General features: G+C 61.7%; 4 protein-coding genes. 3 read left to right on the forward strand and 1 reads right to left on the reverse strand.

Features of this window, described 5'->3' with window-relative positions; translation table 11 throughout:
- Window positions 1–20: 20 nt before the first annotated feature.
- From QRN38_RS22915 to QRN38_RS22925, 3 genes are all read left to right on the forward strand, one after another.
- Window positions 21–1685 carry a cyclic peptide export ABC transporter gene (locus QRN38_RS22915; RefSeq protein ID WP_057418508.1) on the forward strand — a complete coding sequence of 555 codons (1665 nt, stop codon included), beginning with the start codon at window positions 21–23 and terminating at the stop codon, window positions 1683–1685.
- A 307-nt stretch (window positions 1686–1992) separates the two neighbouring features.
- Window positions 1993–4224, forward strand: coding sequence for a TonB-dependent siderophore receptor (locus QRN38_RS22920; RefSeq protein WP_005769699.1), 2232 nt, complete (start codon window positions 1993–1995; stop codon window positions 4222–4224).
- A gap of 325 nt (window positions 4225–4549) precedes the next feature.
- Window positions 4550–6961, forward strand: coding sequence for a TonB-dependent siderophore receptor (locus tag QRN38_RS22925; protein WP_057418507.1), 2412 nt, complete (start codon window positions 4550–4552; stop codon window positions 6959–6961).
- A gap of 233 nt (window positions 6962–7194) precedes the next feature.
- Here QRN38_RS22925 and QRN38_RS22930 read toward each other — a convergent pair whose 3' ends face one another.
- Entirely contained in the window at window positions 7195–15822 is an 8628-nt protein-coding gene (locus tag QRN38_RS22930; protein WP_057417826.1) for a non-ribosomal peptide synthetase, read from the reverse strand.

The following is a 15822-nucleotide window of genomic DNA, read 5'->3' on the forward strand; positions in this document are numbered from 1 at the left end:
GGACACTGACGAGACACACCATGACCCGCAAAACTGAAAGCCTCGCCCGGGAAACCCTGAGGATCCTCAAGCCGTTCTGGTGGCTGGTGGCGCTGTCGACTGTGCTGGGCATCGTCAGTGGCCTGAGCGTCACCGGCCTGCTGGCCACCATCAACAATGCGCTGAACATGCCCGGCGGGCCAGACACCCACACCGCGCTGCTGTTCGCCGGGCTGTGTGTACTGACGCTGGCCTGCGCGACACTGTCCAACCTGTCGACCAACTACGTCGGCCAGCGCGTGGTCGCCAATCTGCGTCGCGAGCTGGCCGCCAAGGTGCTGGTCGCGCCCATCGAGCAACTGGAGCGCTACCGCTCCCACCGTTTGATTCCGGTGCTGCTCAACGACGTCAACACCCTCAGCACCTTCGCCCTGTCGGTCGCGCCGATGGTGATCTCGTTCACTGTCACCCTGGGCTGCCTGACCTATCTGGCGTTGTTGTCGTGGCAGATTCTGGTCCTGACCGTGCTCACCGTGGTGCTCGGCACCGGCGCGCAGTACCTGGCCCATGCGTTCGGCGTGCGCAGCATTCTGGCGGCGCGCAACAGTGAAGACGAACTGCAGAAGCACTATCAGGCGCTGTCCGCAGGTGCCAAGGAACTGCGCATTCAGCGCAAGCGTCGTCAGCACATGCTCGATGAGAAGATTCACGGTGCCACCGAAAACATCTGCCGCTCGAACATTCGCGCCGCCAACATCTTCGTCAGCGCAGAAACCTTCGGTTCGATGCTGTTCTTTGCCGTGATCGGCATGGCCATCGCCTTCCAGGCCATGTGGCCGACCACTGAAAAGACCGTGCTGGGCGGCTTCGTGCTGGTGATGCTGTACATGAAAGGCCCGCTGGAAAGGCTGATTACCGCCCTGCCCGGTATCAGTCGCGCGCAGATCGCCATGCGCCGTATTGCCGAGCTGTCGTGGAAGTTTTCAAGCCCCGAACCACACCTGCTGGTCAGCGACCGCCCTAACTCGCTGGCGAATATGCAGACCCTGGAACTGCACAACCTGCGCTATGACTACCCGCCGGTCGAAGGCAGCGACGCCTTTCATCTCGGGCCGGTCGACTTGAGCATCAAACAGGGCGATATCGTGTTCATCGTCGGCGAGAACGGCTGCGGCAAGACCACGCTGATCAAGCTGCTGCTGGGCCTGTACACGCCGCAGCAAGGCGAAATCCACCTGAATGGCCAAGCCGTAACCCCGGAAAATCTCGACGATTACCGCCAACTGTTCACCACGATCTTCGCCGATTACTACCTGTTCGATGAGCCCCTGCAGGGTGAGGCCGCATTGCCGCAAGACGCCGGCAAATACCTGGAGCGTCTGGACATCGCGCACAAGGTCAGCATCCAGGACGGCGCGTTTACCACCACCGACCTGTCCACCGGCCAGCGCAAGCGTCTGGCGCTGATCAATGCGTGGCTGGACGAACGTCAGGTGCTGGTGTTCGACGAGTGGGCCGCTGACCAGGACCCGGCGTTCCGGCGCGTGTTCTACACCGAACTGCTGCCGGAACTGAAGCAGCAGGGCAAGACCATCATCGTCATCTCCCACGACGACCGCTATTTCTACATCGCCGACCAACTGGTGCGCATGCAGGCGGGCCGGATTGACGTGGAGCAGGCGCAGAGCCAGGCCGCTCAAGCCTGAATCCTCGACATTGAAACGCCCCGCCCGGCATGGCCGCGAGCGGGGCTTTTTCTTGCCCGGCGTAGCCCGCCGCGGCCCACGCAGATAGCCAAGCGCCATCTTTTTTCGGGTTTTGTGAAAAATTCATTAAATAATCGTTAATCGCTTTCGTTCTCATTAACAGCGAACTGCGTGGACAGCCATTTTCCTGCCTGGTTCCCAATAAAAAAGTTGCTCACCTTTGCCCTGTCGATGGCTGAACCAGACTGCGCAAACCTGAACAACGCTCCCGATCTCCTTGCCGATACCCACTGGAAAGAGCCAATTCATGCACAACCCGTCACGCCTCACCCCGCTCAGCAATGCGTTGCTGCTCCGTCAGATGTTCCGTTCCCGGCCATCCATGGCGGCCATGGGTCTTGCGCTCTGCATGCCAGTCGCCACACAGGCGCAGGAAGCCGCCGCAGACGGTTCGACCCAGACAGCCACGGTCAACCTGGCGCCGACTGCAATCGACTCGCAGTACCTGGGCACCGCCACTGACGGCACCGGCTCTTACACCACGGGCGCGGTGAGCATCGGCAAGGGCGCGCCGCAGTCGCTGCGTGAAACGCCGCAATCGGTAAGCGTGATGACTCGGCAGGTCATGGATGACAACAACCTCAACAGCTTGAGCAAAGTGCTGGAAGACACCCCCGGTATCTCCTTCCAGTACCGCAACTTCGGCGGCCACGTGTACACCTCTCGTGGCTTCTCGTTGCTGGCGGAAAGCTTTCTGGTCGACGGCATAGGCGGTCAGGGCTATCAGATCACCGGCTGGATGCAGCCGGACATGGCCATTTATGACCGCGTGGAAGTGCTGCGAGGTGCGTCCGGCCTGCTGGTCGGTGCCGGTCAGCCCGGCGGTGCGGTCAATCTGGTGCGCAAACGCCCGACGGCAGACAACAAGTTCTCGATCACGACTCGCGCAGGTTCGTGGGACCAGTATCGCGTCGATCTGGACGGCAGCGGCAAGCTCAATGATTCGGGCACGGTGCGCGGGCGCATGGTGGCGGCCTACGATGACAGCGGTTCCTACCTCGACGGCCGCGACAGCCGCACCCCGTTGCTGTACGGCATTGTCGAAGCCGACGTGAGCGATGACACCACCCTGACCATGAGCCTGCGCCGCCAGGAACAGGTCATCAACGGCTACTCGATCTACGGCCTGCCGCGCTACAGCAACGGCCAGTCGCTGGGTCTGTCGCGCTCGACCAACCTGGCGCAGAAATGGAACCGTCTCGAAAGCGACATGACCGAGGTCTTTACCGAAGTGGCGCACCGCTTCAATGAAGACTGGATCAGCAAGACGTCGTTGACCTATTCGCAGGGTGGGTTTGATCAGGCTATTGCGTTTGCAAGGGGAGCGGTCAACCCTACGACACTGGCAGGCTCTACCTTCCAGAACACACTCTTTCGCAGAGACGAAGTGGACAGCACCGGCCTGAACACTCAACTGGAAGGAAACTTCAACGCTTTCGGCCTCGAGCATCAGGTGACGCTGGGCGCCGACTGGTCGAAACAGAATGCCAATACGCATCAGGCTACTGCCCCAACCCGATCCGCGATCAACATTTTCGACGTCAATCAGAACGCTTTCGCCAAGCCAGCGCGTCCGGCCTGGACCACCGACATCGACACCACCGAAGAACGCGCGGGCCTGTACGCCAACACGCGTATTCACCTGAGCGAGCCGTTGAGCGTGGTGTTGGGCACTCGTCTGAGCTGGTACGACTACACGTACGACGTCAAAACCGGCGCAGCCAACAGTTACGAATCCAAACAGACCCAGGAATTCACCCCGTTCGCGGGCGTGATCTACGACATCAATGACAGTTGGTCGTGGTACGCCAGCTACGCCGATATCTTCACACCGCAGGCCAACTATGTCACCGCTGGCGGCTCGCCACTGGACCCGGCCATCGGCTCCAACTACGAAACCGGCTTCAAGGGTGAGCTGTTCGACAAGCGCATGAACCTGTCGATGGCGCTGTTCTACATCAAGCAGAAAGATGTGGCCGGTGTCGACGTAAACACGACTCAGCTCTGCCCGACCAGCTCCGACGGCTCCTGCTACCTGCAGGACGGCATCAGCCGCAGCAAGGGTGTCGACGTTGAAGCCAGCGGCGAAGTGCTGCCGGGACTGCAAGTGTTCGGCGGCTATACCTTCAACATGCTGCGCAACAACGGTGACTCGGATGTCGCGTACGAAACGCCGAAACACATGTTGCGCCTCAACACCAGCTACAACCTGCCGGGCGCCTGGAACCGCCTGACGCTGGGCACCGGCGTGTCGGCGGATTCGGGCTACGAAGTGCCGTCCAACAAACAGCTAGGTGTCGCCGGCAAGGCCGTCTGGGATGCGCGGGCCTCGTGGAAACTGGACGAAAACTGGAAAGTGTCGCTCAACGCCGAAAACCTCTTCGACCGCAAGTACTACAGCACCTCGATCGCCAACGACCGCTCCAACGTCTACGGCGAACCGCGCAGCTACGTCCTGACCTTGCGGGGGGATTTCTGATCTGAGTCTGGCTCCACAGATCGAGCCCATGCTTCGCGTGGGCATGCACTCCCGGCCGCTCCGCGTCCGACCTTGAGTGCTTGGCGCGGCGCAGATTTGTGGCGCGGAGCGTCACGCAAGGCATTCCCACTGGAGCGTTCGGAACGATAGGTGTCCATAAGAACACCTATCGTGCCAATGCTCCGCGTTGGCATGCCTTTCTGGACGCTCTGCGTCCGGTTTTGATGTGCGGCCCGGTGTCGGCTTATGATGCAGACCTGTGTGCACGACCAAACTGCGCAAATACATTATCCTGCATCCTCGCTTTCAACGAGTCATCCCTCCCATGCCAACACCCTCCAACCGTCTGCGCACAGGACGCGTGAAAACGTGCGGCCTGCGTCTGGGCGGGATGGGGCTGGTGCTGGCATTGGCTTTTCAGGGCGAGGCACTGGCTGAAGAGTTCGAGTTCGATATCCCCGCACAGGCCCTGAACAGCGCCCTCAAGGAACTGGGGCGGCAAGGCGACCTGCAAATCCTCTACAACCCCGACGATGTGAACGGCAAGCTCGGCAGCGCGGTGCACGGCAGGTTGACGCCTGAACAGGCAGTGGCGGACCTGCTGAAAAAAGCCGACGTGGCACACAGCTTCGAGGCCAACACCCTGATCCTCGGCATCGCCGCCTCCGCGCAGCCCATGAACCTGGGGCCGGTGGCGATCAAAGGCGACCATTTCGGCATCACCACCGAAGGCAGCGGTTCGTATGCGGCCACCGGTATCAGCATCAACAAGACCGCACAATCATTGCGCGATACCCCGCAGTCAGTCACCGTCGTGACCCGTCAGTTGATGAACGACAAGAACCTCACCGGCCTGGACGAGGTGATGGCGCAAACGCCCGGCATCACTTTTTCGCAACGCAACTTTGGCTCTCATGTGTTCAGCTCACGCGGCTTTGCGCTGGAAGATGAGAGCTACACCATCGACGGCGTGGCCGGTCAGGGTTACAGCGTGACCGGCTGGATGACCCCGGACATGCAAATCTACGACCGCGTCGAGGTGCTGCGTGGCGCAGCCGGGTTGCTGATCGGTGCGGGCAACCCCGGTGGCGCGGTCAATCTGGTGCGCAAGCGGCCGACCGCCCTCCCGCAGTTCTCGATCACCACCCGCGCCGGCAGTTGGGACCAGTACCGCGTCGATCTGGACGGCAGCAGCAAGCTCAACGATTCGGGCAGCGTGCGCGGGCGCTTTGTAACCTCTTACGAAGACCGTGGCTCTTTCATCGACGGGCTGCAAAAAACCGCGCCGCTGCTGTACGGCATTCTGGAAACCGACCTGAGCGAAGACACTACTCTGACCCTGGGTCTGCGCCATCAGAGCGCGGACATTCACGGCTTTTCGATTTTCGGCCTGCCCCGCTACAGCAACGGCAAGGCTGTCGATCTGCCGCGCTCCACCTCGCTGGCCCAGAACTGGAACCGCCACCAGACGCGGACCGACGAAGTGTTCAGTGAGCTGGAGACACACTTTGACGAGAACTGGAGCGGCACGCTGTCAGCGACCCACTCCGAGGGCGCGTTCGAGCAGAAAGTCGCCTATGCACAAGGCGCGATAGACCCTGCGACGCAAAGCGGTTCGCGACTGGTCAAAACCCTGTTTCGCTCGGACGCGCTGCGAAGCGACGGTTTCGACAGCCATCTGGATGGTCGTTTCGACGCCTTTGGCCTGACCCATCAGGTGATGGTCGGTGGCAATTGGTCCGAGCAAAAACGTGATTCTCGCTACGCCACGGTCAACGCCAATCAACCGCTGGACATCTTCAATACCGATCACAACGCGATTACCGAACCTGCGCGCCCGGCCTGGCGCAGCACCGATTACAGCGACAAGCGTTATGGCGTTTACAGCAACCTGCGCCTGAGTCTGACCGAGTCGTTGAGCCTGGTCATGGGTGGGCGAGTCAGTTGGTATGACTATCAGAGCCAGTCCGCAGGCGTGACCACTCGCGCCCAGGAAAACAATCAGGTCACGCCGTTTCTGGGTGTGATCTACGACCTGAACCGCGACTGGTCGTGGTACGCCAGCTACACCGATATCTTTCTGCCGCAGAGCGGTTATCGCAGGGCATCCGGCGCATTCCTTGACCCGTCGATCGGCGCCAGCCATGAAACCGGTATCAAGGGCGAGCTGTTCGACAAGCGCCTGAATGTGTCTTTTGCGCTGTTCTATGTGAAACAGAAAGACGTGGCGGTCGAGGACGATGCCCATGCAGGCCAGTGCCTGAGCAACGACGCTTACGGCACCTGCTATGTGAATGGCGACATCCGGCGCAGCAAGGGTATCGACATGGAAATCAGTGGCGAGCCGCTGCCTGGGTTGCAGACCCTGGCCGGTTACACTTTCAACCTTACACGCGGCAGCGATGGGCAATCTATTTCGGCAGAAACACCCCGGCATATGGTGCGCCTGTCCAGCAGCTACACCCTGCCCGGCACCTGGCGTCGCCTGACTGTCGGTGGCGGTGTGTCGGCGCAGAGCGGCTACTCGGAACACGAGACGACCCAGCCCATCGACAACCCTGGCCGCGCCATCTGGGACGCGCGGGCCTCGTGGAAGATCGACGAACACTGGTCAGTGGCCCTCAACGGCAACAACCTGCTGGATCATAAATACTACAAGGCCACCGGCGACATCGACCGCGGCAACTACTACGGCGACCCACGCAACTACGTCCTGACGTTGCGCGGGGATTTTTAGCAGACTGGCGATCAAGACCGAACGCGGAGCGTCCAGAACGGCATGCCGACGCGGAGCGTCGCACGATAGTCCGCGAAGACGGGCTTTTGTGGGAGCGGACTTGTCCGCGAAAGGGCCGATACATTCTCCGAGAATATATCGTCTGAAACACCGTCTTCGCGGACAAGTCCGCTCCCACAAAAGCGAAGCGGCGCCTGGTCCACAGGTGGAAATGCCGTTCGTGACGCTCTGCGTCACGCAAGCCGTTCGGCAAGCCCCTGCAGAAAAGCCTCCGCGAGGACCACGTTGTCATGCCGCTGATCAACCGTTGTCGAGCTGCGCAGCCCGTTCACTGAGCACTGTTCAAGCAGCACCGTTTCAGCTTTGGCAATCTGCCCGGGCGCGCGGCTCTGCCCGGCCCACCAGCAATCGGCCTGTACGTTGAGCTTTTTCAGGGTAAACGCCTGGCTCAGTTGCGCGTTGGCTTCCAGTAATTTGTAACCGGTTTCGATCTCGTCCTGCACAGCGATGTCCTGGAAGATGCTGCGCAGGTTGTCGGCGTTCATTCCGGCTTGCTGTGCAACTTCGTCCACCACCCAGTCAATCACCTCGCCCTCGCTGGCAACCGAGTGCCGGGCGGTGTCGATCAGGCCGACAATCGACGCTTCCTGCAAGCCCGGCACAAACGCCTGCAAGCTTTTGATCAGGCTGCGGTAATAGTTTTCGCCCTGTTTCTGTGTGGTGACTTCAGGCGCTTCCTCGACCCACTCCATCGCCAGCGACGCAGGCAGTTGCGTGTCCACCAGCCCGAGAAAACTCACCGTGTCGCCCTCACGCTCGAGTACATGCGCCACCTCGATAGCCAGCGCGCCGCCCATCGACCAGCCCAGCAGGTTGTAAGGCCCCTGCGGCTGTGTCGTACGAATCTGCTCGACGTAATAAGCGACCATTTCCTGCCAGGACGTATCGAACCAGCCCGGCACCACGTAGGCCTTGTTGACCAGCCCGTAAACCGGTCGGCTGTCGCTCAATTGACCCGCCAGCGGGTAATACGAGTACGTGCCGCCGCCGCCCGGTGGCAGGCAAATCAGTGGCGCAGCGCCCGATTGATTGGCGTTCATGGCGATAACGGCTGACTTGACCCTGGCCTCATCGGCGCGCATGAAATCGGCCAGTTCACCGAGGGTCTGCATCAGCAGAAAATCATGCAGCTTGATGGAGATATCGAACGTCTCGCGAATCCTCCCCGCCAGCGAAACTGCCAGTAGCGAGTGCCCGCCCAGCGCGAAGAAGTTGTCGTTCAGACCGACCTGTTCGACCTGCAATACCTGCTGCCAAAGCGCCGCCAAACGCTGCTCGAATTCCGTACGCGGCGCGACGTAACCCTGCTGCGACCGGCTGACATCCGGTTTGGGCAGTGCCCGGCGATCCAGCTTGCCGTTGGCGGTCAGCGGCATCACATCAATGAAGACAAACCAGGTCGGCACCATATAGTCCGGCACGTGAGCCTTGAGATGCGTCTTCAAGGCTTCGCGCAGAACGTCCGGGCCTTGATCAAGGTCGGCCAGCACAAGATACGCAACAAGCTGTTTGCCGGAAGGCCCGTCGATGTCGATCACATTGGCTTCGCGCACGCCTACATGCTCATGCAGACGCGCTTCGATTTCGCCCAGCTCGATGCGCAGGCCACGAATCTTCACCTGATGGTCGATACGCCCGGCGTATTCGATAACGCCTTCGTTGCGATAGCGCGCCAGATCTCCGGTGCGATAAAGACGCCCGCCCTGCTCGTCAAACGGATCGGGCACAAAACGCTCGGCGGTCAGCGCCGCACGGTTGTGATAACCCCGCGCCAGACCCACGCCGCCCAGATACAGCTCTGCCGCAACGCCTTGCGCGGCGGGCAGCAAACCGTCATCCAGAATGTGGGTTTTCAGGTTGTCGATAGGGCGACCAATCGGCACGCTGAGCACGTCGTCCGTGGTACAGGTCCAATGCGTCACGTCGATAGCGGCTTCGGTCGGGCCGTAAAGGTTATACAGACTTGCCTGCGGCAGACGCTTGAGCACCTGACCAGCCAGTTCGGCAGGCAATGCTTCACCGCTGCACACCACACGACGCAGGCTGTTACAGCTTTCTACCTGCGGATGAGTCAGAAACGCCTGCAGCATCGACGGGACAAAGTGCAGCGTCGTGATCTGATGTTCCTGGATGGTCTGCACCAGCCGCTCGGGGTCGCGATGATCACCCGGCAGCGCCACTGCCAGACGTGCGCCGGTCAGCAACGGCCAGAAAAATTCCCAGACCGACACGTCGAAACTGAACGGGGTTTTCTGCAAAACAGTGTCGCTACCGTCCAGCGCATAAGCCTTTTGCATCCAGTGCAAACGGTTGACCAGAGCGCGATGGCTGTTGCCCGCGCCTTTTGGTTTGCCGGTCGAACCGGAGGTGTAAATCACATAGGCCAGATTCTGCGGATGACTGAGGTTGACCGGGTTGGCAGTGCTGTAGCCGGCCAGCCAGTCGCCGTCCTGATCCAGGCAAATGCTCTGCACGTGCTCAGGAACCGGCAGGCATTCCAGCAACGAAGTCTGGGTCAGCAGCAAGCCAATCCCGCTGTCCTGCATCATGTACGCCAGCCGATCCTCGGGGTAATCCGGGTCCAGCGGCACGTAAGCGCCACCAGCCTTGATGATCGCCAGCAAACCGATGACCAGTTCCAGGCTGCGCTCAACGCAGATCCCCACCAGTACGTCCGGGCCAACGCCCGCTTCACGCAAGCGATGGGCAAGCTGATTGGCGAGGGCATTGAGTTGCGCGTAGCTCAGTTGTTCGGCCGCAAAGATCAGCGCCGGGGCATTTGGCGTGGCCAGCACCTGGGCTTCGATCAGGCTGTGCAGGCAGTGTTCGTTCGGGAAGTCGGCAGTGGTCGTGTTCCAGCTACGCAATACCTGTTGCTGTTGGTGATCATCCAACAGCGCCAGCTCGCCAATCGCCGCCTGCGGATCACGCGCCAGCGCCTGCAAAACCTGCCGCAGATGCGCCGACAACTGCGCCATGTGCAGCTCGCTGAAAGACTGACGGGCATAGCTGAAACGCATCGACAACGTTTCGCCCAGGTTGACCACCAGGGTCAGCGGGTAGTGAGTCTGCTCCTGCGTGTGCAGGCCGCCGAACACCAGCCCCTGCGGCGCGGACTGCTGTAATGCCTCGGACACCGGGTAGTTTTCGAACACCAGAATGGTGTCGAACAGCGCCTCGCCAGCGCTGCGTGCCCAACGCTGAATGTCGTACAACGGTGTGTGCTCATGCTCGCGCAGAGCGATATTCTTCGCCTGCACCTGCTGCACCCAGTCCGCCAACCGCTGTTCCGGGCGCGGGCTGGCGATCACCGGCAAGGTGTTGATGAACAGCCCCAGTTGCTCTTCGACGCCCGGCAGCTCAGCCGGACGCCCAGCCACAGTTGCGCCGAAGGTCACGCTGGATTGGCCGGTGTAGCGTTGCAACACCAGCAACCAGGCCGACTGCACCAGCGTATTGAGGGTGACGCGCTGTTCGCGGGCGAACTCGCTCAACTGGCGGGTATTCTCGGCATCAATCAGTTGCAGATAATCGCCATGCCCCTGCCCGTTCTCTGGCGCTTTGAACGCTTGAACCAGCCGGGTCGGCTCGTCCAGCCCGGCCAACTGGCCGGTCCAGAAACGTTCGCTGAGCGCAGCATCCTGACGTTGCAGCCATTCGATGTAATCGCGATAACGGCTGACCTGCCTCGGCAGCGTCTGGCCGCTGTAGCGTTGCAGCACTTCGCCCAGCAGCCGCGAGCTGCTCCAGCCGTCCATGAGGATGTGATGGCTGGTGTAGATCAGTTGATGCGTCTGCTCGCCGGTACGCAACACGGCCAGACGTAATAATGGCCCTTGAGTCAGATCGAAGCCCTGCTGACGGTCCGCATTCGCCCAATCGTCAACCCACTCGCTGGCTTGCCCGCGAGCATCCCGCTCGACAAACGGCATGCTCACATCGCGCAACACCACTTGCAGCGACTGCTCCAAGTGACTGACAAACCCGCTGCGCAGCACCTCGTGGGCATCCAGTGTTGCCTGCCAGGCGGCACGGAAACGCGGCACGTCCAGGCCGCTGACTTCGACGCGCATCTGGTTGATGTAATTGCCCGCTTCCTGCTCGAACAGGGTGTGAAACAGCATGCCCTGCTGCATCGGCGCCAGCGGGTAGATGTCCTCGATCTGCGCCGCAGGCATCGGCAACCGGCTCAGCTGCGACTGGGTCAGGCGCGCCAGCGGGAAGTCCGAAGGAGTTACCCCAGCCACGCCTTCGGTGGTGCAATGCGCAATCAATTGTTGCAGTTCAACCGCGTATTCGTCGGCCAGCCGCTGCACGGTGTCACGTTCAAATACCGCACCACTGAAGGTCCAGCTCAGGCGCAATTGGCCGCCATACACCTGACCATTGAGGCTGAGCGGCGCAGCCAGTGGCGCATCGGCACTCTGCGACGCGCCACTGCTGTCGGCCGAGGGCGTGAACAGCGCGCCTTGTGCGTCAAAGCTGCCGTCGAACTGGCCCAGGTAATTGAACACGATGCTGCCTTGCGGCAGTGCTTGCAGGGTGCGCCGTGCCGATTCGCTGCCCAGATAACGCAACGCGCCGTAACCAATGCCCTTGTCAGGCACTGCGCGCAATTGCTCCTTGATGGTCATGATCGACTCGGCCAGCGTGGCCTGCGGGGTGAGCCGGACCGGGTACAGGTTGCTGAACCAGCCGACCGTGCGGGTGATGTCCAGCGCGTCGAACAGGTCCTCGCGGCCATGCCCTTCCAGACGAATCAGCGCGTGCGGCTGCGCAGTCCAGCGGCTGACCACCCGCGCCAGCGCGGTCAGCAGCAGGTCGTTGATCTGCGTGCGATAGGCCGCTGGTGCGTCTTGCAGCAGTTGCCGGGTCAGTTCGCCATTCAGTTGCGTGGCCACTGACAGCGCGTGCTTCTGTTGCTGGCCGCCGTGCGGGTAATCGCAAGGCAAGGCGTCGCTGACCTCCTGCAACTGCGCCTGCCAGTAACCCAGTTCCTGTTCCAGCGCCGGGCTTTGCGCATAGGCCTGCAAATGTTCGGCCCAGCTTTTCAGCGAGCTGGTTTTCGCCGGCAGCGACAATGGCCTGCCTGCCACGATGGCGACATAAGCCTGTTGCAGGTCTTCAAGCAACACTCGCCACGACACGCCGTCCACCGCCACATGGTGAATCACCAACAGCAGACGCTGCTCACCCTGCGGCAGGTCGATCAGCACTGCACGCAACAAGGGGCCGTTTTTCAGGTCCAGGCTGCGTTGCGCTTCATCAGCCAGTTCGCTCAGGCGCTCGACACTGTCCAGTTCATGAGTCCACAGCACGTCACGCGTGTTCAGCGCGCCGAACGCGGCCTGCCACTGGCCGTTTTGTTGCGTGAAACCGAGGCGCAGCGCGTCGTGCTGTTCGATCAGCGCGGTGAGTGCCGCTTGAAGAGGGATTGCATCCAGCGTTTGCAGGGGCTTGAGCATCAGCGCCTGATTCCAGTGCTGACGCTCAGGGATGTCCATTTCAAAGAAACGCGCCTGAATCGGCAGCAGCGGCAGCGAACCGCTGACCTGCTCTGCCGCCGCTGCGGGCTTTTTCTCGATCAGTCTGGCCACAGAAGCCAGTTGGCCGATGGTCTGTTTTTCGAACAATTGCTTAGGGCTGAGCTTGATGCCCTGACGCTTGGCGCGGGCAATGATTTGCAGGCTGAGGATTGAATCGCCGCCCAGTTCGAAGAAGTTGTCGGTGCTGCCGACCTGCTCCAGCTTCAGAACGTCGGCCCACACGGCGGCGAGCTTTTCTTCGATCTCGCCGACCGGTGCGGTATAGCGCTGTTTGACCACGCCCGGCTTGGGCAAGGCGCGTTTGTCGAGCTTGCCGTTGGCGGTCAGTGGCAGCTTTTCAAGCAACATGAACTGCGCGGGCACCAGGTATTCCGGCAGACGCGCCGCCAGTTGCTCGCGCAGAGAGTCCACGTTCAGGCGCACACCCACCGCCGCGACGCAGTACGCCACCAGTTGCAGACGTGTTTCGTCGCTTTCCAGCGGCTGGGCCAGCACCACGGCTTCGGCGACGTTTTCCAGGGTTTGCAACACCTGACCGACTTCGCCCGGCTCGACCCGATAACCGCGGATTTTCACCTGATCATCCGCACGACCCAGGTACTCCAGCACGCCATCCACCCAGCGCGCTCGGTCGCCAGCCCGATACAGACGCTGGCCATCGGCGTCCGGGTCCGGCACGAAGCGTTCGGCGGTCATCGCCGCACGGCCCAGATAGCCCTGCGCCAACCCTTGACCGCCCAGGTACAGCTCGCCCGACACACGTTCGGCGACCGGGTTCAGATAGGCGTCCAGCACCCGCGCCTTACCGTTAGCCAAGGGCTGACCGACCGGCACGCTGCGGCAGGCATTGAGACGCTCGGTCACCTCATGGGTGAGGATGCCGACCGTGGTTTCGGTCGGGCCATAGTGATTGACGATCCGGCAGCCCGGTTTCAGCGCGCGGACTTGCTCGATCAACGCCCAGGAACTGGCCTCGCCACCCAGCATCAGCAACTGGCTCGGCAGCACGTCGGCCGGGTGTGCGGCTTGCAGCAAGCCCTGCAAATGGCTGGGCACAATCTTCAGCACTTCAACCTGATGCTCGGCCATGTAGCGGGCAAAACCGTCAGGGTCGAACGCTTGCTCGTGGGACAGCAGATGCAGCGGGCGTCCAGACGCCAGCGCACCGAACAGCAGCGTATGGCCCAGGTCTGCGGCGACCGTCGAGACCATCGCCATGCTCGCCCCGTCATTCAGCGACAGGCGCGCAAGCACGCCCTGTACGTAATTAGCCAGCGCGCCGTGGCTGATCACCACGCCCTTCGGCTGCCCGGTGGAGCCGGAGGTGTAGATGATGTAAGCCGGTTGCTCGGCGATGATGCGCACGCTCAGCTCACCGCCATCGACCTCGGACCACAACGCAGCATCGAAGGCCAGCACCGGGCACACACCCAATTGCGCAGCCTTGTCGTCGCCGGACGCGTGAATCAACAACGCCGCGCCGCTGTCACGGGTTAGTTGCTGCAAACGCTCGGCGGGCTGCGCGCTGTCCAGCGGCAGGTAAACGGCACCGAGTTTGAGCACCGCCAGCAGGCTGACCACCCACTCCACAGAGCGGTCCAGGCACAGCGCAACGGCCATGCCCGGCTGGATGTCCTGCGTATGCAGGTAGCGAGCGAACTGATTACTGCGCTGTTCAAGTTCGTCAAAGCTCAGCGTTTGCTGCCCCACACGCAAGGCGGTCTTGCCGCGCCCGATGTGCAGGCCCTGTTGCCAGAGGCTGAGGAAGTCGCGGCAGGCAAAATCAGCGCTCTGCTCAGCGGCGGGCAACGAAACGGTTTGCGGCTGATCGGCCAGACGCTGGTCAGTGTCCGCGACCAGCGCTTGCAGCATAGCGCGCAGTGCGTCGGCCATACGCTCGATGGTCGGTGGCTCGAACAGGTCGGTGGCGTAGGTGAAATAACCGCGTATGCCGCCCGGCGTATCGGTGAAATCGAACGCCAGATCGAAGCGCGCATCGCTGCTGCCCATCGGAAACTCGTCGACGGTCAGGCCCGACACACGTTGCCCACTGTCTTCGGCCGCCAGCACGTGCTGATTGATCTTGAACTGGAACAGCGGGTTGTGGCCCAAGTTACGTTCTGGGGCCAGCGCGTCCACCAGGTGTTCAAAGGGCAGCTCCTGATGCGACTGAGCGCCAGTCACGACCTGTTTCACCTGATCCAGCAATTGCGCAAAGCTCTGCCGCTCGTCCACCTGCACACGCAACACTTGAGTGTTGATGAAGAAGCCGATCAGCCCTTCCAGTTCGCTGCGGGTGCGCCCGGCGTTGGGCGCGCCGATGCGAATATCAGCCTGACCGCTGAAGCGCGACAGCACCACCGACAGCGCCGCCAGCATCAGCATGAACAAAGTCTGGCCGCTGTTGCGCGCCTGAGCTTTCAGTTGTGCGGACAGGTGTTCCGGCAGATCAACACGCACAGTTGCGCCGCGCTGACTGGGCTGCAGCGGACGCTCGTGGTCCAGCGGCAGACTCAGCAACGGATGCTCGCTGCCCAGTTGCTGTTTCCAGTACTCCAGTTGCCGCTCGCCCTCCCCGGCCTCCAGCCAGGCGCGTTGCCAGATGGCGTAGTCGGCGTATTGAATCGCCAACGCAGGCAATTGCGCGGGCTGACCGGACACCTGCGCCTGATACAACTGCACACATTCGCGAATCAGCACTTCGCCGGACCAGCCATCGGACACGATGTGATGCATGCACACCGTCAGAACGTGTTCGGTGTCGCCCAACTGAAACAGCTTGACCCGCAGCAAGGTGCCGCTCAGCAGGTCGAAAGGCTTGTGCAGCTCGGCACGCACCTGGTCTGCAATGTCGGCAGGCTCAACCGAGGCGAACTCAAGCACGACGGTCGCCTGCTGAAGAATCTCCTGATAGAACGCGCCGTCCTCGGAAACAAACCGCGTGCGCAGGGTTTCGTGGCGCTGCACCAGTTGGTCCAGCGCTGCGCTCAACGCCTGGTGGTCCAGCGGACCGCTGAGGCGCACCGCCATGGGAACATTGTAAGCAGCGGTGTCCGGTTCCATCTGCCAGAGGAACAGCATGCGTTGCTGCGCGTAGGACAGCGGGATGCGCGCCGCGCCATGCCGGGTGACGGCGATGGGCAGCAGTTTGAAGCTTTGCCCGGTCTCGTGCATCTTGGCGAGGATCTGCCGCCGCTGTTCCACGGGCAACCCGGTGAAACGCTGGGCGATACGCTCTGCTGCAGACTTGTCCAT

This window comes from Pseudomonas sp. CFBP2511 (assembly GCF_030209255.1).
Lineage (GTDB): Bacteria > Pseudomonadota > Gammaproteobacteria > Pseudomonadales > Pseudomonadaceae > Aquipseudomonas > Aquipseudomonas avellanae.